The sequence below is a fragment of the Pseudobacillus badius genome, from assembly GCF_002189605.1.
GTDB classification, from domain to species: Bacteria; Bacillota; Bacilli; order Bacillales; family Domibacillaceae; genus Pseudobacillus; species Pseudobacillus badius.
In genome coordinates this window covers 26,001-48,689 of the sequence record NZ_MWMM01000004.1, presented here as the reverse complement: position 1 = coordinate 48,689, position 22,689 = coordinate 26,001, and the positions used below count along the sequence as shown (strand labels likewise).

34 protein-coding genes are annotated in these 22,689 nt (G+C 46.3%); 5 read left to right on the top strand and 29 right to left on the bottom strand.

Annotated elements, in window-relative coordinates:
* Positions 1-9 precede the first annotated feature (9 nt).
* Positions 10-333, top strand: coding sequence for a YflT domain-containing protein (locus B1A98_RS09250; protein ID WP_041096117.1), 324 nt, complete (start codon positions 10-12; stop codon positions 331-333).
* A gap of 275 nt (positions 334-608) precedes the next feature.
* Positions 609-1,346: a CBS domain-containing protein gene (locus tag B1A98_RS09245; RefSeq protein WP_063385092.1), complete on the top strand. Its 738-nt coding sequence runs from the start codon at positions 609-611 to the stop codon at positions 1,344-1,346.
* 143 nt (positions 1,347-1,489) lie between these two features.
* On the opposite strand, the gene B1A98_RS09240 is transcribed toward B1A98_RS09245, so the two are convergent.
* The 14 genes from B1A98_RS09240 to B1A98_RS09180 form a co-directional block, all read right to left on the bottom strand.
* A complete protein-coding gene (locus B1A98_RS09240) occupies positions 1,490-2,167 on the bottom strand; it encodes a C40 family peptidase (RefSeq protein ID WP_063385093.1) in 678 nt (225 codons plus the stop codon).
* A 202-nt stretch (positions 2,168-2,369) separates the two neighbouring features.
* A complete protein-coding gene (locus B1A98_RS09235; protein ID WP_063385094.1) occupies positions 2,370-2,864 on the bottom strand; it encodes a PaaI family thioesterase in 495 nt (164 codons plus the stop codon).
* Positions 2,865-2,985: 121 nt separating this feature from the next.
* Positions 2,986-3,243 carry a DUF2533 family protein gene (locus B1A98_RS09230; protein WP_063385095.1) on the bottom strand — a complete coding sequence of 86 codons (258 nt, stop codon included), beginning with the start codon at positions 3,241-3,243 and terminating at the stop codon, positions 2,986-2,988.
* Between the two features lie 80 nt (positions 3,244-3,323).
* A complete protein-coding gene (locus tag B1A98_RS09225) occupies positions 3,324-3,560 on the bottom strand; it encodes a hypothetical protein (RefSeq protein WP_063385096.1) in 237 nt (78 codons plus the stop codon).
* Positions 3,561-3,608: 48 nt separating this feature from the next.
* Positions 3,609-3,743 (bottom strand): hypothetical protein, encoded by a 135-nt coding sequence (locus tag B1A98_RS20900; RefSeq protein ID WP_256682627.1) that lies wholly within the window; start codon positions 3,741-3,743, stop codon positions 3,609-3,611.
* The gene (locus tag B1A98_RS09220; protein WP_063385097.1) at positions 3,744-4,016 is read right to left on the bottom strand and encodes a hypothetical protein; all 273 of its coding nucleotides are present in this window, start codon (positions 4,014-4,016) and stop codon (positions 3,744-3,746) included.
* 80 nt (positions 4,017-4,096) lie between these two features.
* Complete coding sequence (locus tag B1A98_RS09215) at positions 4,097-4,387, bottom strand: hypothetical protein (protein ID WP_063385098.1); 291 nt, start codon at positions 4,385-4,387, stop codon at positions 4,097-4,099.
* A gap of 82 nt (positions 4,388-4,469) precedes the next feature.
* A complete protein-coding gene (locus tag B1A98_RS09210; RefSeq protein ID WP_063385099.1) occupies positions 4,470-5,177 on the bottom strand; it encodes a hypothetical protein in 708 nt (235 codons plus the stop codon).
* Positions 5,170-5,643, bottom strand: a complete 474-nt coding sequence (locus tag B1A98_RS09205; protein ID WP_063385100.1) for a helix-turn-helix transcriptional regulator — start codon at positions 5,641-5,643, stop codon at positions 5,170-5,172. Before B1A98_RS09205 ends, B1A98_RS09210 begins: the two co-directional genes overlap by 8 nt.
* Before the next feature lie 179 nt (positions 5,644-5,822).
* Positions 5,823-6,020 (bottom strand): hypothetical protein, encoded by a 198-nt coding sequence (locus B1A98_RS09200; protein WP_063385101.1) that lies wholly within the window; start codon positions 6,018-6,020, stop codon positions 5,823-5,825.
* A gap of 51 nt (positions 6,021-6,071) precedes the next feature.
* Positions 6,072-6,320 (bottom strand): hypothetical protein, encoded by a 249-nt coding sequence (locus B1A98_RS09195; RefSeq protein ID WP_063385102.1) that lies wholly within the window; start codon positions 6,318-6,320, stop codon positions 6,072-6,074.
* A 578-nt stretch (positions 6,321-6,898) separates the two neighbouring features.
* Positions 6,899-7,384, bottom strand: a complete 486-nt coding sequence (locus tag B1A98_RS09190) for a hypothetical protein (protein ID WP_063385103.1) — start codon at positions 7,382-7,384, stop codon at positions 6,899-6,901.
* Positions 7,385-7,477: 93 nt separating this feature from the next.
* A complete protein-coding gene (locus B1A98_RS09185; protein ID WP_041096143.1) occupies positions 7,478-7,810 on the bottom strand; it encodes a zinc ribbon domain-containing protein YjdM in 333 nt (110 codons plus the stop codon).
* A gap of 123 nt (positions 7,811-7,933) precedes the next feature.
* Positions 7,934-8,377, bottom strand: a complete 444-nt coding sequence (locus B1A98_RS09180; protein ID WP_063385104.1) for a hypothetical protein — start codon at positions 8,375-8,377, stop codon at positions 7,934-7,936.
* A 136-nt stretch (positions 8,378-8,513) separates the two neighbouring features.
* On the opposite strand from B1A98_RS09180, the gene B1A98_RS09175 reads away from it, so the two are divergent.
* Complete coding sequence (locus B1A98_RS09175; RefSeq protein WP_063385105.1) at positions 8,514-8,846, top strand: hypothetical protein; 333 nt, start codon at positions 8,514-8,516, stop codon at positions 8,844-8,846.
* A gap of 799 nt (positions 8,847-9,645) precedes the next feature.
* Here B1A98_RS09175 and B1A98_RS09165 read toward each other — a convergent pair.
* Entirely contained in the window at positions 9,646-10,251 is a 606-nt protein-coding gene (locus B1A98_RS09165; protein ID WP_063385106.1) for a histidine phosphatase family protein, read from the bottom strand.
* 303 nt (positions 10,252-10,554) lie between these two features.
* Between B1A98_RS09165 and B1A98_RS09160 the strand changes: the two genes are divergently transcribed.
* Both B1A98_RS09160 and B1A98_RS09155 read left to right on the top strand, forming a co-directional pair.
* A complete protein-coding gene (locus B1A98_RS09160; protein WP_041096150.1) occupies positions 10,555-10,737 on the top strand; it encodes a CsbD family protein in 183 nt (60 codons plus the stop codon).
* Between the two features lie 197 nt (positions 10,738-10,934).
* Complete coding sequence (locus B1A98_RS09155; RefSeq protein ID WP_158286026.1) at positions 10,935-11,390, top strand: DinB family protein; 456 nt, start codon at positions 10,935-10,937, stop codon at positions 11,388-11,390.
* A 43-nt stretch (positions 11,391-11,433) separates the two neighbouring features.
* Here B1A98_RS09155 and B1A98_RS20435 read toward each other — a convergent pair whose 3' ends face one another.
* From B1A98_RS20435 to B1A98_RS09090, 14 genes are all read right to left on the bottom strand, one after another.
* Positions 11,434-11,577 carry a hypothetical protein gene (locus B1A98_RS20435; protein WP_169713107.1) on the bottom strand — a complete coding sequence of 48 codons (144 nt, stop codon included), beginning with the start codon at positions 11,575-11,577 and terminating at the stop codon, positions 11,434-11,436.
* A 206-nt stretch (positions 11,578-11,783) separates the two neighbouring features.
* Positions 11,784-12,056, bottom strand: coding sequence for a YiaA/YiaB family inner membrane protein (locus B1A98_RS09150; RefSeq protein WP_041096154.1), 273 nt, complete (start codon positions 12,054-12,056; stop codon positions 11,784-11,786).
* A 172-nt stretch (positions 12,057-12,228) separates the two neighbouring features.
* Positions 12,229-13,095: an energy-coupling factor ABC transporter ATP-binding protein gene (locus B1A98_RS09145; protein ID WP_063385108.1), complete on the bottom strand. Its 867-nt coding sequence runs from the start codon at positions 13,093-13,095 to the stop codon at positions 12,229-12,231.
* Positions 13,096-13,111: 16 nt separating this feature from the next.
* Positions 13,112-13,888 carry a cobalt ECF transporter T component CbiQ gene (gene cbiQ, locus B1A98_RS09140; RefSeq protein WP_063385109.1) on the bottom strand — a complete coding sequence of 259 codons (777 nt, stop codon included), beginning with the start codon at positions 13,886-13,888 and terminating at the stop codon, positions 13,112-13,114.
* Positions 13,885-14,178, bottom strand: coding sequence for an energy-coupling factor ABC transporter substrate-binding protein (locus B1A98_RS09135; protein WP_041096158.1), 294 nt, complete (start codon positions 14,176-14,178; stop codon positions 13,885-13,887). The genes cbiQ and B1A98_RS09135 overlap by 4 nt, the downstream gene beginning before the upstream one ends.
* 3 nt (positions 14,179-14,181) lie before the next feature.
* A complete protein-coding gene (locus B1A98_RS09130; RefSeq protein WP_063385110.1) occupies positions 14,182-14,934 on the bottom strand; it encodes an energy-coupling factor ABC transporter permease in 753 nt (250 codons plus the stop codon).
* Between the two features lie 33 nt (positions 14,935-14,967).
* Positions 14,968-15,744, bottom strand: coding sequence for a uroporphyrinogen-III C-methyltransferase (cobA, locus tag B1A98_RS09125; protein WP_063385111.1), 777 nt, complete (start codon positions 15,742-15,744; stop codon positions 14,968-14,970).
* A complete protein-coding gene (locus B1A98_RS09120; RefSeq protein WP_063385112.1) occupies positions 15,741-16,379 on the bottom strand; it encodes a precorrin-2 dehydrogenase/sirohydrochlorin ferrochelatase family protein in 639 nt (212 codons plus the stop codon). The genes cobA and B1A98_RS09120 overlap by 4 nt, the downstream gene beginning before the upstream one ends.
* Complete coding sequence (locus B1A98_RS09115) at positions 16,357-17,772, bottom strand: cobyrinic acid a,c-diamide synthase CobB (RefSeq protein ID WP_063385113.1); 1,416 nt, start codon at positions 17,770-17,772, stop codon at positions 16,357-16,359. The genes B1A98_RS09120 and B1A98_RS09115 overlap by 23 nt, the downstream gene beginning before the upstream one ends.
* 12 nt (positions 17,773-17,784) lie before the next feature.
* Positions 17,785-18,912, bottom strand: a complete 1,128-nt coding sequence (locus B1A98_RS09110) for a cobalt-precorrin 5A hydrolase (RefSeq protein WP_063385114.1) — start codon at positions 18,910-18,912, stop codon at positions 17,785-17,787.
* On the bottom strand, positions 18,909-19,682 hold the full coding sequence (gene cobM, locus B1A98_RS09105; RefSeq protein ID WP_063385115.1) for a precorrin-4 C(11)-methyltransferase: 774 nt from the start codon (positions 19,680-19,682) through the stop codon (positions 18,909-18,911). Before cobM ends, B1A98_RS09110 begins: the two co-directional genes overlap by 4 nt.
* The gene (gene cobI / locus B1A98_RS09100) at positions 19,679-20,380 is read right to left on the bottom strand and encodes a precorrin-2 C(20)-methyltransferase (protein WP_041096169.1); all 702 of its coding nucleotides are present in this window, start codon (positions 20,378-20,380) and stop codon (positions 19,679-19,681) included. The genes cobM and cobI overlap by 4 nt, the downstream gene beginning before the upstream one ends.
* Positions 20,377-21,591, bottom strand: coding sequence for a bifunctional cobalt-precorrin-7 (C(5))-methyltransferase/cobalt-precorrin-6B (C(15))-methyltransferase (locus B1A98_RS09095; protein ID WP_063385116.1), 1,215 nt, complete (start codon positions 21,589-21,591; stop codon positions 20,377-20,379). Before B1A98_RS09095 ends, cobI begins: the two co-directional genes overlap by 4 nt.
* Positions 21,584-22,687, bottom strand: coding sequence for a cobalt-precorrin-5B (C(1))-methyltransferase (locus B1A98_RS09090; RefSeq protein WP_063385117.1), 1,104 nt, complete (start codon positions 22,685-22,687; stop codon positions 21,584-21,586). Before B1A98_RS09090 ends, B1A98_RS09095 begins: the two co-directional genes overlap by 8 nt.
* Positions 22,688-22,689 lie beyond the last annotated feature (2 nt).

Sequence of the window (22,689 nt, the reverse complement as noted above, 5' to 3'; positions counted from 1 at the left end):
GCCAATCAAATGGTTACAACAAAAACAGTAGAAAATGCCGTACAAGCAAAACAGGAGATCGAAGGTTTACTTGCTCAAGGGTTTTCCCTTGATGATATGTATATTCTCGCCCATGATGGCCACCGCGGAGAAGATATATCCGAGGCGCTTCATACAAATGAAGTCGGTATGAAGGAGCAAGGGCTTTTAACTAGCATGAGCAACATTTTCAAATCACGAGGCGATGAGCTGCGCAGCAAAATGGAAGCGCTCGGCCTTTCCCAGCAGGAAGCGGAAACGTATGAAAAAGAATTGGATAAAGGCAAGCTGGTTCTGATCGCTAATAAAGAATAACATACAGACCAAAAAAGCTGTCATGGAGCGGAAAGTCCCCTCCATGACAGCTTTTTCTGACGTATTTTGCGGCGAAAAGACGCCCGGCCACATCCAGACGTTCCGCCCCTAAAGGCGGGCTTCTCGACTTACGCAAATTAGCTCATCGCCTGATTACTATAACATACCTTCCCCCTGAACAGCAATCTATTTTTTACATTGACGGCTAATTCCTGAAAAAAGAGCGCAATAAACGAACTGTGGAAACAGACGGAAGCCAGCAAAGGAGACTCAAAATGGAAAAAGAAACTAAAACAAGCAATGGATTATCAGAACGGTTTGAAACGGCATTTAATCGAATACACAATCATTTAAAAGCCATCACCGCACAAAAAGACGGAGATGCTTTCATGGAACTCCTCCATACGAGCGCACGCAACCACGCCAGCGTCCGCGCCCATCTCGACGAATTGAAGCAATACGCCAAATTGCGGAACGCGATCGTTCATCAAAAGACAGAAGCGAACTATTACATAGCCGAGCCGCATCAAGAAATTGTCGAGCGCATCGAACAAATTGACAAGATGCTGTCGGAGCCGGCGGAAGCGATGTCAATCGCCTCGTCACCCGTCTATATTGTGGAGGCAGACACTCCGCTCATTCAAGTGCTCGAAATGGTCCGCGATTTTAAAATAAATGAATACCCCGTGTACGAAAAAGGAGATTGCCAAGGGTTGCTGACCGGGCGGGACATATTAAAATGGATGGCCAATACGCAATTGGACGGACAAATTACGATCGACTCCGTAAAGGTAAAAGATATTCTGCCGGAAAAAAATGAATATCTCATTTCTTTCGCCAAACGGGACGCAAATATTTTTGATATTGAATATACCTTTGAAGAATACCAATCACAGAACAAAAAATTAGAAGCGATCCTGATTACTCCCGAGGGGAGATCAGACGAATTGCCGGTCGGCATTATTACCTCCTGGGACTTAACCAAAAACAATGACGTTATTTTAGGTCCATAATGTGCCTTTAAACACTCGTCTGCGAACGATGCTGCCTGTCGATACAACGGATCAAGCAATAAAAAAACGGATATAAACCTGTCCCGGTTTATATCCGTCCTGTTTTATTCACTTGATAAAGCAAAGTAAACGGTTTCTTTTTATCAGTAAGTTTTTGCTCCTAAGTAACGCTTAGACCAATATGTACTTTTGAGCGAGCTGATGGTTACTCCCGCTGAAGAAGAACTATGTATAAATTGGTTGCCTCCTAGATAAATCCCGGCATGTGATGCCCCTTTTTTGTATGTTTCAAAGAAAACAATATCGCCGACTTTCGGGCTGCTCGTCCTTTTTCCTTTAGAATAAATACCTGATACTGTTCTCGGCAAAGAAATATTCGCGCTGTTTCTGTATACATAACCTAAGAAGCCGCTGCAATCAAATCCTGACGGTGTGGTGCCGCCCCACTTATAAGGAACCCTCATGAACTTTTTAGCGTAAGATGCCGCATTTGTTTTGCTGGATGCACTGCTTGCCGGTTTGGAAGCGGTATGAGAACCTGATTTACCCAGTACCCGGAATGTATTTTTTCCCGCAATGCCATCAGCCTTTAGCCCATGGGCTTTTTGCAATTTGATGACTGCCGTTTTTGTTAATGGGCCGAAGGTGGTATCTAGCGAAGAATGATAATATCCTTTTGACTTTAGGGCTTGCTGCAATTCCTTGACATCCTGATGTTTCATCCCGCTTTTTAACGTTTGATCCCCTAGTGCTGCTTCTCCCACAGCCGGACTTGCCAATAAAGCGCCAGCCATTGTTGCTGCCACGATCCATTTTCTCACTCTTTTTCCCCTGCTTTCTATGTATTTTCTAGTTGTCCCTTATTTTAGCATTGAAAAATTGCTAGCATATTTTAATTAGATTACAAATATATTAAACGTTTGGAGATCTTCTATTCTCCTTTGCTTTTCTTCTATACTGGCGATAATAAATGTAAAAAGCAGAAGGATGCACGTGGGCAAGCTTCTGCTTTTTACATTTATTTCATTTTTCTGTATTGCCACTCAAAAAATTACTTGGCATCACAACCGCTACTACTTCTCCGCGGGCACAGAGCATGTCATCGGCAAACACTTCTGTGTGAACCTTCCATTTCTTTGGATGAATTTCCTCTATGGTGCCAACTGCTTGTAATGGAATGCCTTGCGGCGTCGGCTTCATAAAGTCGACATGCAAGGAAGCGGTTACAAAACGAGGCGGCTGTGACCCGTCCCCTATGTGATGACCGTTTTTGCGATGCAGCGCTAAAGAAGCTGAACCTGTTCCGTGACAATCAATCAATGAGGCGATCACTCCTCCATATACAAATCCTGGAACGGCTGTATGCTCCTTCTCCGGTGTATAAACCGTAACCGTTTTCTCCCCTTGCCAGCCTGTCCGGAAATGGTGTCCCGTTTCATTTAAACGGCCGCACCCATAGCACCAAGCGAAATCATCTGGATAATGATCTTGAATCGCTTCTGTTGCTGTTTTCTCCATCACTCTTCCCCCTTTCAAAACTAGTATACCACACCAAATCTATTACTATTTTCCAATTCCATAAGAAAATGATAGATAAAAAACCGTTCCCTCGTTAGCGGAACGGCTTAGCCCACTCTATTTATTTCAAGGTATCTGCATACGCCTCTACCATTTCCGGCGTGACTAGCTTGCGGGAAGGAATGAGCCGGTGGTTTGACAAAAGGTTAATCTGGGCAGTCACTTCATTAATTTGTTCTGTGGTAAACGCCTTTCCTGCTTTGCAAAGTTCCACTGCCTCTTGAATATGCTTCTCTCTTTGCTGATCAAGGCCGATGAATTTCTGATACAGCTGGTTTTGCTTTTGAGCATGAAGCTCAAGGTCTTTATGTACACTCATGAATGTCCACTCCTGTCATTTAAGATCATCATTATCTCTTATATTAACAAGTTTACGGAAAATACTGAAGAAATAAATGTTTACTTTGTCTCTATCCGAAAAGCATATACAGCTTCTCCTTCTTTCCAGTGAGCATGAATAATATAAATGTAGGTTCCTTTCTTTTTAGGTAACATAACCTTATTATCTTCCACTTCTTTCGAGTGATCTTCGTTATTTGCCCAAATCCCGGCTTCGATCGAAGAAGGCCGATCATCAAAGTGGACCTTCAGTTCTGATCCTGCCGGGACAGCCGGATACTCCTTCCCCTTGGTCAATTCCTCTGGATCAGCAGCATCAGCTTCGATGCTGCGTCCGCTGTCCTCCTAGGAATAAGTGCTTATTTTATAAGGAACCTCCATTGTTCCCAGCGTTAAATAAGGGTCAGGAGGATGAGGAAGACCTAATTGACAGGCGGCTAAACAAGCAGTCAGCAGAATAAACAACAGACGTTTTTTCATTTACCGTTCCCTCCTTGCGCTTGCTTTTTTCAAGCAGGTAAAGAGCAGACCGCATAAGGCGGCTATACTAAAAAACGAAAGGCTGAAAGCAAAGGGATCGATCCATTCTCCGCCAAATGCGACGTCGTTTTGAAGAACGGAAACGGCTGCGGACTCACTCGAAAGCTCCGGCTGGTAAAAAACAGTCTTTACATATCCGTTCACAAACGGAAAGCCGTAATAGACAAGATGGATGAAAAAAGAGCCGATCAGCGCCCGGACAACAGTTTTCAATGGATATCACCTCTTTTTATGGACTGCAGACCAACGATAGGATAGGCGCTCGCCTTTTTTCTAAGTTTCAAAAAAATGGTTCAACCGCCCGACATGGCCAGAACAAATAATGACCAATAGGAAACGAAACCTCCGATAATAATCGTAATCGCTATATACACACCAGACTGACTGTTATTCAGCTTTCCTCTCCATGTTAGAAAGGAGATCCATACAAACGCGCCTGCGTATAATCCCCAGCTTAGCACTGTAACAGCAAACAGCCAATTGAATGGCGATATATTTGGTATATAGCTGTATAAATGATCAGCAACATCTTGAGCATAGACACCTGAAATAGTGGCCAAAATTAACAAGATGCTTATCAACATCCCTCTTCTCCTCAATGCGCTCTCCCCCTGTTAATAGTTCCTTTTATGCACATGAAACGGCCATAGCGGCCACCACCGTTCCCTAATCAATGAGCATCGTTGTTTCTGCATCAAAGCGGGCTATAGAGCACTTCTTTTGCGCCTGTTCGCCATTTGTGATCACAGCTGTATTTTTCATCGGGCACATCACAAGAGCTTCGGTAGGGCTCTTTTTTTCAACAAAATTGAAGGATACCTCCATAACTGCGGACCGGCTTTGCGCGCTGCGGATAAATTGAGCAATCGCCTGCCACTGCTCTTTAGACCCTGAAAAATCTCCCTCTAGCTCCACGCGGACGAATAGTTCGGCATCTGCCTGGCTGTAATGGGGAATAGCAGGACCTTTCACCATATCCACATTTTCAGATCTGACAAAATCTATTTGAATAGTTTTCATATGAGGAAATGCTTTTTTCGCCTCCGGCTCCAGCTCCTCCTTCAACTGCCGGGACCATACGACCCCCGGATAATCATCTGCATACTTGTATTCGCCATATCCTTCATCCGCATAAAACGCCAGAGATGGATCGTCCTTTGGGTAAAAAGAGCCTCCGTATTTTCCATCTTTAAAATTAAAATAGGATTCTTTTAAAACAAAGTCTTTTTCATATTTTTTCTCTAAATGAGCCTCCAGCTTTCCAGCGACCGCTTTTTCCTTCCAGGGCAAGCCGTAAAACGCTGCTGCCAGCCATAAAGCGGCGGACGCCAAGACGACACCGGCAACAATAAATCCGGTTCGAAGCTTAGTCACAGTGCTCCCCCTCTTTCTTAATCAGCTGCTGCCATTCGGCAGTGACCGCCTGTTGATCATAAGTGCTAAAAAGCCGGTAATCCGCCGGATCCAGCATACGATAGTGGCCGCTGATGATATTTTGCTGCAGCCGGAAGCCATTCCACTGTTCTTTTTCCCGCCACCAGACACGGCCGCCCAATGTTTTGTCACGAGAACGGCGGATATAGCGGTGCGCGGCTATCTCCGCTATCTCTACCGGATCAGAACTGCCGAGAGCATCCTGTAAAATCCGGCTTTCACGAAAAAGCGCGCATACAGCAACAGTTGTGGTCCACCCAGCCAAGCTCCGTCCCTTTTCGATCTGGACAAGCGTTTTCTTAGAAAGGCCAATTACTTCTGCCATTTTATCCTGAGTGTATCCCTGTTCTGTCCGAATCAGTTTCAATTTTTCAGAAATGAGCTGGTTTAACCGTTCCTTATCCATTCATTCCCAACCTCCTTTTAGTGTAATTTTACACTAAAAGAGCAAAAACACAATAATTTTGACAATTTTTCTCTAATAAAAGCTATCAAAATAATTGTAAACGATTAAATATCAACAAAAATACTATAAAAAAGCTGGCTCTGCCTCCCAGCAGAACCAGCTCTGTGCCGCTTTTCACCTTATCGCTTTCTGCTTTTAGGCTTCACAGCGGTCATCCATCGTTTAAACAACACATCATTTGCCACTGTAAATAAGCCAAAAAAAGCAAGAAAAAGAATAGGGGTCGATTTTAATTGGGGCTGATAGGCAAAATAAATGCCAAAAAGGCTAGCCGTTAAAATGGCTTTGTACCAGAGGTTATCTAGAAACTTAAGCACGGTATCCTCCATGTTAGTATTAGTTAGTGCTGGCTATGCCGAAAAGCCTGCTTACATGTTTCGGCGCTGAGAAGCTGATAAAACAATGAACATCCCGACAAGCGCGGCGAAGCCAATGAAGCTGATGATCATCATCACGCCTATTCCTTCCCAGCCGCCAATCATAAAAGGGCTGGCTAAAGCGGCTGACGCACTGGCTAACGAAATGGCATAAAAAAAAGCAAACATCTTCGAATGCTTTACATGTTTAGTAAACAAAAGTGTAGCCCCGAGAAGAATAACTGCTCCCATAACAAACATTTTGTACACTCCTTTTAAGCATAAGGCGCACATCCTCGTTGATGCTGCTGAAATCCGTTACTCTTTTTTCGATTTCCCTTGCATCAGATCATCGAATGGGGCTTGCCGATTGCTTGGTAAAGTCTTCTTCTTTATCATTCTATAAATGGAATAAGAAACAACAAAGACGGGGACAGCAAGAAATATGTACGCCATATCACCTCTCCTTTAAACGGCCTTCTCTATTTTAAGCTGGCAAAAGCCATTGCCTATCAGGTGCTAAGACTTTTGAAAAATAACGATAAAAGGCGAAATGCCGGCTTCCGGCAGGCAAAATCGGCAAGCCGCTTCATCGCAGAAGCGCTTTCTAAAAAATTTTTATGATCGCTTTAGGCTCATCGTTACACGCCTTGCTTTAACTCCCATCTCTAGGGCACACACCCCGCTAAGCTTCTCTTTGCCTAAACGAAAAAAGCTTTCTTATTGAATCTTGCAGGCGGGCAGACCTCCTGCTTTTCAACGCATATATTCCTTTTATATCCTTTATTGTAACATACATCCACACCATGCACGCCAATCACCTGTTTTTCTTCTTACAACTAACCAAACGTATCCGGCGCCCAAGTCGCTATGCCATTGCCGGGGACCGCTACAACAAGCCATTCATCCCCTGTATATCCCTCGCCGTCCCCCGCTTGCCAGCATTCATACTGGTCATCATATCCATTGATAAAAAGCGTTTTTTGGGATTTGAAAACGATAAATAAATGCGGAGACTCGTCACCAAGCTTCACATCCGTCACTTCTTCACGGCGAAGGCTGGCCACTTGCTTGATCGCCTGTTCTTCAGTGAGCTCCTCGGTCATTGGCAAAACCTTCTCTGAATGTTTAATAGCAGCAGGCAGTACAGTAAATTTATTGATCTCAATATTCACCCATAGCTTATCAGGCTCTTTTTCTGTGTAATGGAGAAAATATAAGAATGTGCCGCCAGGCCCTGCGCCAAATTTAATGCCATCCAATTGGCTGCCAATCAATAATTGCTGCAACGCTTTTTCGGCAAATTGTTTGTCCTCTGCTTTCATCTGCGACTCCCCTTTTACTTTTTTCTGATGATGGCTAAAAAACGCCCATTAAAAAGCGGTTGCTTCTTAATGGGCGTCAGCTGGATGATTTACTTATACTTTCTTAACAAACTCGGATTTTAACTTCATCGCTCCGAACCCATCGATTTTACAGTCAATATTGTGGTCTCCATCAACTAATCGAATATTCTTGACTTTTGTCCCTATTTTTAAAACCGATGAACTGCCTTTTACTTTCAGATCTTTAATGATTGTGACTGTATCACCGTCATGCAAAGTGTTGCCATTCGCATCTTTAAATACTTGCTCTTCTTCCGTTTCTGACTCTAGCGTCCATTCATGGGCACATTCCGGACAAACGAACAAATTTCCGTCCTCGTAAGTATAGGTTGATGTACATTTCGGGCAGTTTGGCAAAGCTGGCATCCCTATTTCCTCCATTCAAAAACATTCAGTTTTTTGTATTCAGTAGTTGAACGAAATACATAATAAGTATTTCCTCATACTTTTCTATCGTGTCATAACCTTGTCTTATTGACAATCCTTTTTCTATTCTGCTTGAATAGTAAACTGGGCATACGGTTCGTCATCCACTGCCACCTGGACTTCCCATGCTCCCGGTTGGTCAAATACTAGCTTCGCTCCGCTTTGACCGTTTTCAATCACCGCTTCATACAAATCGTTCTGCTGTCCTGTCTCCTGATGCAAAGCAGACAGGTAATAAGTTTTCCCCTCTATCTGTTCAGGCTGATTTAGAAATTGGATGTGATAGTGCCGGCCTTTCCCTGCTGGAAATTCCGGCTCGTCGTTTTCCCCATTCAGCTTCCTGATCCCAAACTTTCCCTCTTCCCCATAAAGAAGCTCTCCATTCATTTTAAATAGAGAAGGTTGTTCTTCCTTTTCCCTCTTCGTTTGGCTTTCTGTACATCCTGACAGTAAAGAAGCAACCATTAGCAGCAAAAAAACGATCCACCGTCTATCCCTGTTTCCCATCCTCTTTCCCCCTATTCTTTTATTGACAAGGAAGCTGGGACAAATTCCGCAATCTATTCCCCTGCATGAATATTCCCCCTATCCTTTACATACAAATGAGGCAACACGTCATGTTGGATAAGAAAGGAAGAATGCCATGAACAAGAAGCCAACCGCTTTCCTGCTGACGGTTCTTCTCGTCCTTCTCACCGCCGTCTCAAGCCTTGATTTCTCCTCCCGCCAGCTTGTTGACGAAAAGACCTCGCTGCAGCCAGATAGCGCGCCGGTCATCGCAGAAGCGAAAGGGGCGGACAAGCAATGGCAGCCTAAAAGCTTCAAGCTAGAAGAACAGCTGGTGAATCGCGAGGAGATCGGCCACTATATCGTTGAAACCTATCGTGAATATGAGGTGTACACAGATGGACAAGGGAACGTGAAGGAAAGTGTGCCTACTTCAAACTATAACTATATCCGTTACCGGAAAAATTAGCCGTCTGCAGGTAAAGTCCGCTTTTTAATCAACCAGAAATACCTCATCACCCGTCTGAATGTCCCCTATTTTTATCACAGAAGCAATACACGCCGAACTCATTGTTTCTTTCCTTTACAACTACTTTCAGAACAGATGGCTGTCTAGGACCGCTCTCCGGGGCAACTGTAATTATCATGCACCTCTCACAATGACGCTTTCACTGCATGCCTACTTCCCGTCCGACCCTGAGCCGCTTGCCAAACCAGCTTTCTTCCATAAACGGAGTATGATCTTTTAATGATAAAATTAAAGGGGGGCGGGAGCGGCGGTGATCCACCCCCGATTTCTCCTAACCTTTCAATCGAAGCGTCTGCAGCAAGCGGGAGCGGCTCTTCCTCAATGGCGCCTCAAGGAACTTGAACAAACGAATCCTTCACAAGGGAGAGTTTCTTTTTCGATCTCACTTCCAGTTCTTTCAGCCGTTCGCCATTTTCAAAGCGGACAACGGTTCCTTTGGGCGTGGTTATTTAAACTTCAGGATAATCTTCTATTCGTTCTTCCCCTGTAAACCTTGCTTGATACCGGACCATATCCGGAAATTGGGTCATCGTCAAAAAATTGCCCGGCCGGCTTTTGTCCTAAAAATCATGGCTGCGGTCACCATATAATCACTACTCCATCAGCTTTGCTCCCTAGACGCTTTCTCCACGAAAGGATTTTGCCGGATGCCTAACAATTTCCTTAATTGAGCCAATAAACCTCTCATTTCCCTTCCCTCTGTTAAGTCAGTGTTCAGATTTCTGCAAAATTCTCCATTCTATGACAATCTTTGCCTATTAATTTGTCGATCGCTTGCCTCCTCATACGTGTAACTAGTACAGCTCCAATGGCGGCGACCTGGCCTTTTCTCTCCTTTCCAGCCATTCTTTAATAGCTCGCGAGCAATGAACTGATTGAACATCCCATGTCCGGAGAGAAGCACGTGTTCATGTTGGGCAGCCAATTCCATTAATCGCCTGCTTGCCTGAACAGCTCTCTCCTTCGCCTCCTTCATTGATTCTTTGTCTCCTTTGTATCCCAGCAGCCAGGCACAGCGGCAATATACCGCCCAAACAGATGGAGGAGCTTTTAAGTGTAAAAAAGAAAAAGCAGAAACAGGCAGATCTGCTTCCCGAAAAAGCGGATCGGAGAGGATAAAAGATGCGGATTCGAGCTTTTCGGCTGATTGAATGGAGCGGCATCGTGTACTCGCAACGATTAACTTCGCCTGCTTCGCTTTCAGTTTCGCTTCGTCTGGGACGGCGGCTTCCTGAATAATTCCCGCTGCTTCATAACCATCGACCCACTTGCGAAATTCAGAGCATGACATAGCTGATTGATCCGCATAGCTCGATTTTCCATGCCTCATAAGCGTAATTTTCACCTTTTCACTCCCTATGTATTGTTTTTATATTTATCATTTCCCAGAAAATATTGTTCGAATATTCTTTCAAATGGAGCGGCAGCTTGCTAAGTGAATGGTGGATTGCTGCTCATTCTTGTGCTATCGAGCAAAATGTTCCGTATACATATTTATCTTCCTATACTAAATCATTTTTTTCAAGGATATTACTTCTTTATTTGGCATTTTTTTATATAAATGACTCGTATGTTTGGATGGCTTCACAAAGGGTATGAAATAACTATCACTTCATTTAACATTCATTACGACATAGGAGGTTTTACAATGAAAGATCATGGCATGGAGGACAAATTAAAAGGAATGGGAAATAAAATGAAAGGAGAAGCAAAGGAGACTTGGGGCAACATGACCAACGACGAACGCACCAGAGCTGAAGGAAAGGCTGATCAGCTAAAAGGGAAATTTCAAGAAAGTGTCGGGAAAGCAAAAGATAAGCTGAGCGATTAATGATTGGATAGTGAGCGTCAAAAGAAAAGAACAGCTTGAAAATTAATATGCTGCACGTCGCCTTGTTAAAGATAGGGTTAACAAGGCGACGTGCTTTTTTTGTTCTATTTTTCTTTTCGGGTAGGAATCTTTGAGACGGGCTTTTTTCCATTTTTGTCTTATAATATAAAAGAGAATATACAAATGGAGGAATGGTTATGGCTATTTGGGAACGATTAAACTTTGCACGCACCGCCACGGTGAACACATTGGAAAAAATTGATGAAAGCAAATGGGACGAGCAGCCTGAAGGTTTTTCCAATACTATTAGATGGAATGCCGGACATATTTATCTTGTCATGGAGTCATTAATGACGATTGCTGCACCTGATTTAGAAACAAAGATCCAAGAATATGCGCCTTTTTTCAGTCCCGGCACAAAACCTTCGGACTGGCCGGATGCTGTCCCTTCAAAGGAAGAAATTATTGAACTGCTTACGGAACAGCACACGCGCCTGCAGCAGCATCTGGAAGGCCGCCTGTCACAACAGCCGGCAAATGAGATTGCTATTGGGCCCTTGAAGCTCGAAACAATTGATGACCTGCTGAATTTCCTGTTGTTCCACGAAGGCATGCACTTAGGCACGATACAAGCTCAAATGAGACTTATCTAATGCAGCACAGGCTGGCCGTAAAGAAACCGGCCAGCCTGATTTCTTATCCTTTGATTCCTTGAAGCCATTCTGAATAACAGTACTCGCACATCGTCTCTTCACGTTCTGCGTTTTCGTGAAAAAAAGAAATGTAATGCGTCCGCTTCTGTGTTAAATCCTCATCGCAATAAAAGCATGTCTGGTCCATTGAGCTACCATCCTTTGTTTATAAAGTGCCTCTAACAAGACAGTTTTATTGTCCCCTTTATTGTTTAGAGCATATCCGGAGAAATATTTTACAGAAGGTCGCTGCTTTTTAATCAAACATAGAAGCACATGAAAAAGCATGGAAAAGATTTGACTTTTCCATGCTTTTTCACTCATTTCCTATCCGATAATGCCTGCAAGACCGGGTTAATCCACTTTTTTCGATATAGACAAGCCCTGCTGCCGTTCTCTTTCCTGCTCTGCAATAATTTCATTGTCTTCTGCATTGTCTCTTGTTACTTTCTGCGTCAAAATCGCCCCAACGGCTACTAAAATCATGACAGCGATATAATACCCTTTTTCATTCAGCTCCATATCAGCGTTATAAAGGCCAATACTAAATAAAAGAACACCTGCAACAAACGTAAAATATGCCAGTACGGTAAAAGCAGTCGTATTTCGCTTTCTGTACTTCTGCATGCCAATGACCTCCTCAACATAGTCCCACATAAAATAAAAAATTTCCTTTTATGCTATATTTTATGATTTTTTCAAAAGAAAGACACTTTTCCTTATCATATCAATTTACTTGCTGAACGGATACCTTTTTATGGATGAACAGTCATTTATTCCTACAAAAAACGCCGAGCTTTTATTTCAAAAGCATGCGTTCTGTGACCATTTCTCTAGTTTGCTGAAGTTCTTCTTCTATCCATGTCAGCAGCTCCTGCTTGGATTTCGGCACTTTTTTTATTTTTTGTCCGGACTTCGCTTGCAAGGCCGCAAATACTTCCATCATCCACGGCTGCTCTAAATGGCAGTCTGCCAACAGCGCTTGGTCATGAAACAGCTCCTCCGCACCAGCGAATGCCCGAACTCCTCCGCTTTGCATAATTAATATTTCATCGGCCCATTCGTAAGCAAAGTTCACATCATGAGTCGAAAGCATAACCGTCGTTTCTTCATTATGCAATTCATTTAAAAGCTGCATAATTTTTCGGGCATAGTAAGGATCAAGTCCGGCTGTTGGCTCATCAAGAATAAGAAGTTTGGGCTGCATAGCCACCACACTGGCAATAGCTGCCCGCTTTTTCTGTCCGAGGCTTAAAAAATGCGGCGGCTTATGCTGAAATTCCAGCACGCCTGTTTTCTCCATCGCCTCCAATGCTGCCTGCTCGGCATGCGCTTGGGACCACCCCAGGTTATTGGGGCCATACAGCACATCTTCGCGAACAGTTGGGGAGAAAAGCTGGGTATCGGGATGCTGAAAAACGATGCCGACCGCCCTGCGCAATTCTTGCAGCTGCCGCCGCTTGTAAGCAACTGGGGTGCCGTTAAACAAAAGCTGGCCTTCTGCCGGCTGAAGCAATCCATTCATATGGAGAAACAGCGTTGATTTTCCTGCTCCATTGTTTCCAAGAACAGCAATCTTTCTTCCGGGAGTAATCGCAAGCGACACGTCGTTTAATGCTTTTGTTCCGTCTGTATAATGATAACTAACGTTTTTTAATTCAATCATTGGATTCCTTCCCTTGTTAGAAAATCAGGCCCAGGCTAAAGGATAAAGAAAACAGGACGAAGGCAGCTGCCAATGCATATGGACGCAGCCGGTAGCCATTGCTTGTCCTTTGCGCCATTTCGGCACCTCCGCGGGCATCTACTGCTAATTGCACCGCTCTGGCCTCTCTCATCGTTTGTATAAATAAATTAGCCGTTAAGCTCGATAACGACTGGAGAGACGAACGCCAGCCGCGATAACCGGCCCGTGACTTTTGCGCTTTATAGGTTTCTTCCGCCTTCACTACTAATACGAAGATAAACCGGTAAGTTACAGCTGTGAGTTCAATGAATACTTGCGGTACACGCAAATGACACAGAGCAAAGGCTACTCCCGAAAACGGCGTTGTTAAAATAAAGAAATACATACAGCTTACCCCGGCATAAGCAGACAAACATAAGACAAACGCTTGCCTGGCTCCTGCAGCAGCAATATAAGCCTGCCAGCCAAAGATGTCCCCGCTTTGAAGAAGACGAGCCGGAACTGTGCCGGCCGGGGCAACAGATACGGCAAGAGGAACCATGCTGATTAATAAAAAAACGAGCGGCAAACTCAATAAAGCGAGATAGCGGCGCCAAGGAATCCCTGCCACCGCTACCGCCGCCAAGCTCATTGTCAAAAAAACGAAAGCTGAAACAGCAGGGCTTTTCAAAAGCAGGACCAAAAACAAATGGGAAAAAGCAAAGATTGCTTTTTCCACCGGATGCCAATCTGCAAGGCGATTATGATGGGCGTAATAATCAATTGCCCTCATTGCGGATGTTCAGCCGCTTTTTCTTCCATTTTTCTTTTCATTCGGCTGGAACCGATGAAATAACCAATAAATAAAGCGCCAATTGCCGCCTGCAAAACGAAAAGCAGGCTTTCTACTTCACCGCTCGGAGGTTCCCACAGAGCATCAAACCAAGGGGTATAGTCAGGGTTGATTTCTGTAATCGCTTCTTCTGCTTCGCCATCCGCTCCATTAAATTCAGCCGCTCGGTTGAAGATAAGCGGCACTACAGCCAAAAGAACGACCAATATCAATAAAAGAAGATTTTTCACCGCTTATGCTCCCTTCTCTACAATGCTCAATTGTTTTAATTCGTTTGTGTTATACTTTAGCAGCCAATTCATCACAATCACCGTTAAGATGCCCTCACACAGCGCCAACGACACTTGTGTCAAGGAGAAAATACCAGCAAATTTCATAAATGAAGCCAAAACTCCTCCGATCTCAGCTGGAAAAGCGAGTGCCAGCTGCAAGGAGGTCAGCGTATATGTACCTAAATCTCCTAGGAAAGCCGCTAGAAAAACAGCTGCGGTAAAGCCAATATTCATTTTTCTGCACCCTTTATAAACCACATAAGTAATCAACGGGCCGGCCACAGCCATGGAAAAAGCATTGGCTCCAAGCGTGGTGATCCCGCCATGGGCAAGCAGAAGCGCTTGAAACAGCAAAACGATGGTTCCGAGAACTGTCATCGCCAATGGACCAAATAACACGGTGCCAAGCCCTACCCCGGTCGGATGCGAGCTGCTGCCAGTTACAGATGGAATTTTTAAAGCGGAGAGTACAAATGTAAAGGCTCCGGCAAGGCCGAGCATCATTTTTGTTTCAGGGTGCTCCTTGATCGTTTTTTGAATAGACCTCAGGCCGGCAGCGAGAAATGGCAGAACAAGAACCCACCAGAAAATGGCCCACTTTAACGGAAGAAACCCTTCCATAATGTGCATCGCAGCGGCCGGCTGAATCGAATTGATCCAAAAGTAGCATACAAATGCGATCGTGATTACCGCTAATTTGTTCCTATTGCGCATACATAGTCACCTTCCAACTAAAAGTTTTCAAACTTATAAGCTCATCGGCTGCTTCCGCTTCTCAGCCTCAAACCATTTAATTTTTTCCCGAAGTTGAACGACCTCGCCAATAAGGACAATAGCCGGATTCTTTATTTGATGATCTTTCGCTATTTGTTCTATCGTCGCCAGCTCTCCAGTCACTGTCCGCTGCTGATCGGTCGTTCCCCATTCAATCAGAGCAACTGGTGTGGAGGGCTTTTTGCCGTAACGAATCAACTGAGTACAAATATGCGGCAAATTGCCAACCCCCATGTAAAAAGCGATCGTATCAATCCCCTGAGCAAGAGCAGGCCAGTTAAGATGATCTTTTCCCTTCTCTTCCCGTCCATGTGCCGTGACAATAGCAAAGCTGGAAGCATGGTCACGATGGGTCACTGGGATGCCGGCATAGGCGGGGGCAGCAATCCCTGCGGTAATTCCAGGAATCATTTCAAACGGAATCCCGCGTACGGCCAGTTCCTCCGCTTCTTCCCCCACCCGGCCAAACACGCATGGATCGCCGCCTTTTAAACGGACAACAGTCAAGCCCTGCTCCGCTTTTTCCACGAGAAGCTGGTTAATCTGCTCCTGAATCAGGGCATGTTTGCCTGGCAGCTTGCCACAGAAAATCAACTCAGCGCCTTTTTTCGCATAAGTGAGCAATTCTTTATTGACAAGCCGGTCATACGCGATCACATCGGCTGCCTGAAGACACTCCATGCCTTTGACTGTGATCAATTTCGGATCGCCCGGCCCCGCACCGACTAAAAACACTTTTCCTATGTTCATTGCTTCTCCCTCCAATCGGTTAACATCTCCGTAAGCAGCTGCTCTCTTTCAATAGAAGAGGCTGCCTTCACTTGTTTTTCAAATCCGGGACTGGCCAGTTGCTTTAACAGCACTTGTCTCATTTCTGAAGCGGGCAGCGCTTGCTTAATCACCGTCCGGCACTTTTCTAAAAACGCTATATACGCAACATCGGCATCATTGAATTGCTCCTTGAGCTCCCGGATGATCCGCTTGCTTAACGCTGGGCTTGCCCCATGCGTGCTCACTGCTATACACAGCTTATCTCGCTGAAAAGAAGCAGGAACAATAAAACGGCTCCCTTGCGGATCATCGGTCAAATTGATGAGCTGGCAAGGAGAAGCGCTTTGCTGCACCAGCTCATTTGTTTCCCGGCTGTTGGTAGCAGCAATAACAAGAAAAGCATCTTTTATGTCAGCGGGGGCAAATTCTTTCTTTTGCCAGCTGATTGTGCTGCCGCTGAGCAGTTCGTTCATTGCTTCTGATACTTCCGGGCTGATTACTTTCACAACCGCCCCTGCGTCGATTAAAGAACGGGCTTTGCGGACGGCTACGGCCCCGCCGCCGACCACGACTGCTTTTTGGCCGGCAATGTTAAGCATCACCGGATAAAGCATAGTCTTCCCTCCCCATTACCTGCAGGTTCTCTTTATACTTTTCACACGCTGCAACAAACCGGGCAGCCATTTCTGGTGAAGAGGCAAAATGAAAGTGAATATAGCTGGCGGCTACATGATGAAGCAGGCAGCCTTCTTCTTTTGTTCCCTTTCTTCCTGAAGCTTGCCAGATTGCCGGTGGCGGACTGTCAGATAAAAACGTTGAATAATGAAATTCATGGCCGCGCGCCTTTTCGCCAGCCGGCAAAAGAAAATTGGGCCGCAGACCTGTCAATTCCCGATAGCCAAGCGCCGCCAGCCGCTTCTGCATCTTTGTCCTCCCCGAGATCACTCCAGCCATCGGATACACTCGGCCGGCCGTATCTTCAATCGATTGTGTTAAATACATGAAGCCTCCGCACTCGGCAAGCACCGGCATCTCGCTTTCAGCAGCCATCCGAATAGAGTTTCTTGCTTGTTCATTCTCAGCCAGGCGGGCAGCAAACTCTTCCGGAAAGCCGCCGCCGATATACAAGCCCGCGGCGTCCTGAGGAACCGGTTCATCAGCAAGCGGAGAGAAAAAGGAAAGCTCGGCGCCGGTTGCCTCCAGCAGTTCGAGGTTTTCTTTGTAATAAAAATTAAATGCTGCATCCCGGGCAACAGCTATTTTCACAGTTGCCGGTTTTTTCTTTGCGAACAACGAGGAAGCGGCCTCTTCTATAGCGGGTGCTTCTGCTATTTTCCAAATTTCGTCCAGATCAAACGCAGCGGAAACGAGCTCGCCAAGCGTCTGAAAAAGCGGGTCCAATTCTCCCCGTTCGACAGACGGCAGGAGGCCAAGATGGCGCTCCGGAATCGCTGTCTCCATGTTTTTCTTTAAGTAACCGACCACCGGGAGCCCGCATTCTTGCTCAATAGCCGCCTTCACGAGCTGATAGTGGCTCTCGCTTCCGACCCGGTTAGCAATTACACCGGCTATCTTGCTTCCCGCATCCATCAGTTGAAATCCCTTGACGATGGCCGCTGCACTGCGTGCCATACTGGCACAGTTGACAACCAGCAAGACAGGACAATCAAGCAGACGGCTAATATCAGCCGAGCTTCCTTCATCGGTGAGCGGGTCGCGGCCGTCGAAATAGCCCATAACCCCTTCCATGATAGAAATTTCTGCCCCCGCTGCCCCTCTCGCATAAACTTCTTTTACTGTTTGCCTATCCAGCATCCAACTGTCAAGGTTTCGGGACGTCCTGCCAGTCACAGCTGTATGGTAAGCAGGATCGATATAGTCAGGCCCGCACTTAAACCCTTGCACGATGCGTCCCTGCGCATGAAAAGCGGCCATCAAGCCCAGCGTCACGGTCGTTTTTCCTGCACCGCTGCTTGTCCCGGCAATCATGATTCGTCTTTGTCCCATCTTTCTTCCTCCTTATGAATAGGAAATCAAGCCAACTGAGATGGTGACATTTCCCGATTTTTTCTTCGCCAGCAACAGCTCATTACTCCCGCTGCAGAGCATAGCAGCCGGCTCGCTCACCCCGTAAGCGCCGGTGAATTTATACACTGTTTCTGAAGGCTGGGTGATTTCTTTTTGGTTCAGCTCATCCGGCCCGTAATAAACAAAATCCCAGCGGTATTTTTGTGCGGTTTCAAGCAGTCCCTCTTCATCTTTTTTCAAGTCAATCGTTGCGATCGCCTTGACACTTTTCATGCTTATCTTTAACTCGTTCAATGTCTCTGCAATCACTTGCTCAATCTCCTCCGCTGACGTGCCGCGGTTGCAGCCCATACCAAGCACGATCACTTTGGGACGGAATAGCACACCATTCGCCAGGATAGCCTCTTCCGCTTTTTCAAGCTCCCGATGAGTAACAACAAGAGCGGCCGCTGGTTCAGCAGCCAAGGCTTCCTGTATTGTTGAAAATAGGTGGATATTCTCCGGCATCGGAGTATCATACATCCACCAGTTTGTCTCGCCGGATTCTTGTATAACAGCTACCTTTTCTTCGTTGACGACAGCCGCACTCACCGGGGTTAACTTCTCATCCGACTCCCACACCCAGCCGAAGCGGCGGCCGAATAGATCCACAGGAATCGTCTTTTGAACATCGGATGCGGTGGTCACAACTGGATATGCCCCGATTAGAGCGGCGACTTCCCGAGCCAGCTCATTGGCGCCGCCGATGTGGCCGGAAAGCACACTAATGACATGCTCTCCCTTGTCATCGACTACAACGACTCCAGGGTCCGTCTTTTTATCTTTTAAAATCGGAGCTATCATCCGGACAACAGCTCCGAGCGAAATAATCAAGATGAGCCCCTTATATTTAGCAAACAGCTCGGGCAACAGCAGACGGACAGAACCTTCAAACAAGGTAATTCCGCGTCCGCTTTCATCGCCCTGCTCAAACTTTTTCATATAATACAGATCGCTGCCGGGAAAGACGGCATGAATGTTTCTGGCTAACTGTGTGCCATACTTGGTGATCGACACAATTGCATAGTCGCCTGCGGCAATTGCTGCAGGCAGCCGGGTCGTTTCTGTTTTGACGGTCACGATTTCACCCCCCGGCGGTAGCCGTGCGTGAACGCTTTGTCATACAGCTTAGAACGAAAATCCTTTTCGTGAATAGCTGGATCAAGTGCCCAGCCGGCTAATATCATCGCTTGTTTGCGGATGCCGTTCTTTCTCATATCTTCATCCAAGTTAGCAACCGTGGTGCGTACAATTTTCTCATCCGGCCAAGTAGCTTTATAAACAACCGCCACCGGTGTCTCCGGCGACCAGCCGGCCTCCATCAGCTCTTTCATCACCTTCTTGGTCAGAGTAGCACTGAGGAAAAAAGCAATCGTACAGTGATGCTTTGCCAAATCAGCCAGCTTTTCCCGTTCAGGAACCGGGGTGCGCCCTTCTGCTCTTGTTAAAATTACGGTTTGTGTCAGGTCTGGAATTGTTAATTCTGCTCCTGCACTGGCAGCAGCCGCGAATACAGAGCTCACTCCGGGCACAATTTCAATCTCTGCCCCTTTTTCTTTCAGCAGCGCTATTTGCTCCATGATCGCCCCGTAAACAGCCGGATCGCCCGTATGCAGCCGAACAACTTTCTTGCCCGCTTTTAAATGGCTGATCATGACATCTGCCATTTCCTCCAAATGCATGCCAGCTGTTTTTAAAATCTCCGCTTCCGGCTTTGCTTCCCGAAATACGTCCTCGTTAACGAGGGAGTCCGCATACAAAATCACATCTGCTTCCTTAATAAGACGAAGTCCCCGGACTGTGATTAAATCAGCCGCTCCTGGACCGGCCCCAACGATAAACAGCTTCATTTTCTCACCACCATTAACGTTAAATATTCCGGTTCTGCGCCTTCCAGTTCCTCTATGCTCCAAACGATTTCCTCTTCCGATGTTACCTTGGAAACCACTTTTGCCTTATCCGTCAAATTCAGCTCTTTTAAAATGCGCAACATTAGATCTATTACTTTAGCTACTTTAATGAAGACCACGCAATCGTGCTCTTCAATCGCCCTTTTCATTGCTTCATAGTCGTCCTTCGCCGGCACAATGGCAACCAGATCATCCCCGTCAGCCAGCGGCAGCGACAAGCGTGCAGCTGCTCCATTGATAGATGAAATACCAGGAATCACTTTCATGCGAATGTCACCATAGCGCTCTTTCATAACTTTCATCATGTGGATAAATGTGCTGTAAAGAAGAGGGTCCCCTTCAGTGATAAAAGCAACGTCTTTTCCTTCACTCAATTTTTCCCAGACCGCTTCGGCTGTCGCGTTCCATTCTCGTTCGAGAATCGCCGGATCTTTTGTCATTGGAAAAACAAGTCCCAGCATTTCTTTTTCAGCGGGATCAACATAAGCATCAATAATTTTTCTTGCATAGCTTTTGCTGCCTTTTCTCTTTTTAGGATAAGCAACTACAGGGGACTCCTGCAACGCCCGAAAAGCCTTTACTGTGATCAGTTCCGGGTCTCCGGGTCCTGCGCCTACCCCATATAACGTACCTGTCATGCTTGCTCCTCCTTCAGCCTCTTGGCTGTAATGATATAAACAGGGTTTAACCCTTCCATTCTCGTTAAATGCAAAATCGGCTTGCTCCTTGCCATTTGCGCCAGTAGAATATCAACCTGGAATCCGCGCTTTTTAAAAGCCTGCTGCGCTTCTGACAGATTTTCGAGCGTGACGACATTCATCACAATGGTGCCGCCATCCTTTAAACGGCCGCAGCACTCGTCAAAAATGCCCTCCATATTTCCGGCGGTTCCGCCGATAAACACCGCATCTGGGTCCGGAAAGCTTTCAAGTCCCTCCGGCGCTTTGCCGAGCACTGCTGTCACGTCTGTGCGGAATTTCTTAAAATTTTTCTGTGCATTTGCCCAGTCAGCTTCATTTTTTTCAATGGCGTAAACCGCACCTTCTGAAGCGACTCTGGCCGCTTCGATAGCAACGGAGCCAGTGCACGTACCAATATCCCAGACGGTGCTGTCCTTCTGAAGAGCCAGCTGGCCAATAGTCAGAACGCGGATTTCCTTCTTCGTCAGCAGCCCCTTATCCGGCTTTCTTTGGACAAATTCCTCATCAGGAATGCCTAACGGCCACACTTTTTGCTTTTCTTTTCGCTTTAAAATCACGACATTTAACGGCGAAAATTCAGCTGTTTCCATGTCCGCTAAAGCCAGCCATCGGCAGCGCTCATGTTCGCCGCCTAAGTTCTCAGCGACGAACGCCTCGTATTCATTTATTCCGTAAGAAGCTAAATACCGGGCAATCGCTTGGGGAGAGTTGCTTTCATCCGTTAATAGGGCCACCTTGTCTTTTCCGTCGATCCGCTGCGCAAGCCCGGTTATCCTGCGGCCATGCAAGCTAATGACAGCCGCATCGTTCCAGCTTTCTCCCATGCGGGCAAAAGCGAGCTGCACAGAACTTGGCTGCGGATAAATCTCTACTTCGGCATGCTTCGCTAAATAACTGCCGATTCCAAAGAACAGCGGATCTCCCGACGCAAGCACAACTGTTTTTTGCTGCGGCTGGCACAGCTTTTCTTTTAGTTCCCGCAAGTTTCCTTTAATCGTGAAGGTGTCTCCGTTGTAATCCGGAAAAAACCCCAGTTGCCGCTCGCCGCCGACTAACAGGTCAGCTTCATGCACCCACTGTTCATAAAGAGCCGGCAAGCCGTTGGGACCGTCGTCTCCTATGCCGATAATTTTGATTTTTTCACCCATGACGCTCCGCCTTTCCTAAACATTCGCCTTTGAATGTATATAACGTTGTCTCTATTTCCATCCCGCCGCCTACTTCCTTCAGCGCATGCTCACAGCAGCTCGCGCAAAGAATAGTGAAGAAACGATCATGGCCGGCAGCTGCCATCAGTTCTCCGGCATGGGAGGCTGTATTCGCCCCCCTGACTTCTTCCGCTTCTCCTAAAGAAGCACCGGCTTCCAATGCGATATCTGCAAGAAAGTTAAAGTCGACGGGCGCGCTTTTTGAATGGACCATCATCACCCCTTGAGCAACTTTGGAAAACTTGCCCATCATGCCGACCATCGATACTCGTTTGATGCCGAGCCGCTTGCAATGTTTTAATGTAAAACCGACAAAATCGCCCATTTCAATAAAGGCTTCTTCTTTTAATTCAGGGAGTTGCTGGATCGCATATTTCTCGCTGCGCCCGCCGGTCGTAATCGCCACATGATCGCAGCCCCCAGCACGCGCCACATGTATCGCTTGAATAATGCTCGCCTTATAAGCAGCGGTCGAAAAAGGCATAACGATTCCGCGCGTGCCTAGAATCGAAATGCCGCCAATAATCCCCAATCGGCCATTGAGCGTTTTTTTCGCCATCTCTTCGCCGCCCGGAACCGAAATAATAATCTTCAAGCCGTCTGTCCGCTGGAACTCCTCTAATATTTTTTCCGCTTCTGAAAGGATCATTTTCCGTGGCACAGGGTTGATCGCCGCCTGACCGACTTCAACCGCAAGGCCGGGCTTCGTTGCGCGGCCGACACCTTCCCCGCCGTCCAACTCAATGCCCCGCTCTTCTTTCAAGATAACTTCTGCATAAATAACAGCCCCGTGAGTGACGTCCGGATCATCGCCAGCATCTTTCTTTATCGCCGCTATAGCCCGGTCCTCTCTTATTTCACAATGCTCTACCGGAAAAGTAGCGAACACTTTTGCCGGCAAATAAATCGTGGCAGTCTCCTGCTTTTCCCCGGACAGTAAAGAAACGAGGGCGGCCTGAACCGCGGCTGTTGCACAGGCGCCAGTCGTGTAGCCTTTTCTAAGCGGCTTGTCCTCTTTCTTTTCTTTAGCTTTCATCG

Coding starts and splice junctions, on each gene's coding strand:
- B1A98_RS09250 (WP_041096117.1), top strand. CDS start 10: ATGGTTACAACAAAAACAGTAGAAAATGCCGTACAAGCAAAACAGGAG.
- B1A98_RS09245 (WP_063385092.1), top strand. CDS start 609: ATGGAAAAAGAAACTAAAACAAGCAATGGATTATCAGAACGGTTTGAA.
- B1A98_RS09235 (WP_063385094.1), bottom strand. CDS start 2,864: ATGGAGAAAACAGCAACAGAAGCGATTCAAGATCATTATCCAGATGAT.
- B1A98_RS09230 (WP_063385095.1), bottom strand. CDS start 3,243: ATGAGTGTACATAAAGACCTTGAGCTTCATGCTCAAAAGCAAAACCAG.
- B1A98_RS20900 (WP_256682627.1), bottom strand. CDS start 3,743: ATGAAAAAACGTCTGTTGTTTATTCTGCTGACTGCTTGTTTAGCCGCC.
- B1A98_RS09215 (WP_063385098.1), bottom strand. CDS start 4,387: ATGTTGATAAGCATCTTGTTAATTTTGGCCACTATTTCAGGTGTCTAT.
- B1A98_RS09205 (WP_063385100.1), bottom strand. CDS start 5,643: ATGGATAAGGAACGGTTAAACCAGCTCATTTCTGAAAAATTGAAACTG.
- B1A98_RS09195 (WP_063385102.1), bottom strand. CDS start 6,320: ATGTTTGTTATGGGAGCAGTTATTCTTCTCGGGGCTACACTTTTGTTT.
- B1A98_RS09190 (WP_063385103.1), bottom strand. CDS start 7,384: ATGAAAGCAGAGGACAAACAATTTGCCGAAAAAGCGTTGCAGCAATTA.
- B1A98_RS09185 (WP_041096143.1), bottom strand. CDS start 7,810: ATGCCAGCTTTGCCAAACTGCCCGAAATGTACATCAACCTATACTTAC.
- B1A98_RS09180 (WP_063385104.1), bottom strand. CDS start 8,377: ATGGGAAACAGGGATAGACGGTGGATCGTTTTTTTGCTGCTAATGGTT.
- B1A98_RS09175 (WP_063385105.1), top strand. CDS start 8,514: ATGAACAAGAAGCCAACCGCTTTCCTGCTGACGGTTCTTCTCGTCCTT.
- B1A98_RS09160 (WP_041096150.1), top strand. CDS start 10,555: ATGAAAGATCATGGCATGGAGGACAAATTAAAAGGAATGGGAAATAAA.
- B1A98_RS09155 (WP_158286026.1), top strand. CDS start 10,935: ATGGCTATTTGGGAACGATTAAACTTTGCACGCACCGCCACGGTGAAC.
- B1A98_RS20435 (WP_169713107.1), bottom strand. CDS start 11,577: ATGGACCAGACATGCTTTTATTGCGATGAGGATTTAACACAGAAGCGG.
- B1A98_RS09150 (WP_041096154.1), bottom strand. CDS start 12,056: ATGCAGAAGTACAGAAAGCGAAATACGACTGCTTTTACCGTACTGGCA.
- B1A98_RS09145 (WP_063385108.1), bottom strand. CDS start 13,095: ATGATTGAATTAAAAAACGTTAGTTATCATTATACAGACGGAACAAAA.
- cbiQ (WP_063385109.1), bottom strand. CDS start 13,888: ATGAGGGCAATTGATTATTACGCCCATCATAATCGCCTTGCAGATTGG.
- B1A98_RS09130 (WP_063385110.1), bottom strand. CDS start 14,934: ATGCGCAATAGGAACAAATTAGCGGTAATCACGATCGCATTTGTATGC.
- cobA (WP_063385111.1), bottom strand. CDS start 15,744: ATGAACATAGGAAAAGTGTTTTTAGTCGGTGCGGGGCCGGGCGATCCG.
- B1A98_RS09120 (WP_063385112.1), bottom strand. CDS start 16,379: ATGCTTTATCCGGTGATGCTTAACATTGCCGGCCAAAAAGCAGTCGTG.
- B1A98_RS09115 (WP_063385113.1), bottom strand. CDS start 17,772: ATGGGACAAAGACGAATCATGATTGCCGGGACAAGCAGCGGTGCAGGA.
- cobM (WP_063385115.1), bottom strand. CDS start 19,682: ATGAAGCTGTTTATCGTTGGGGCCGGTCCAGGAGCGGCTGATTTAATC.
- cobI (WP_041096169.1), bottom strand. CDS start 20,380: ATGACAGGTACGTTATATGGGGTAGGCGCAGGACCCGGAGACCCGGAA.
- B1A98_RS09095 (WP_063385116.1), bottom strand. CDS start 21,591: ATGGGTGAAAAAATCAAAATTATCGGCATAGGAGACGACGGTCCCAAC.
- B1A98_RS09090 (WP_063385117.1), bottom strand. CDS start 22,687: ATGAAAGCTAAAGAAAAGAAAGAGGACAAGCCGCTTAGAAAAGGCTAC.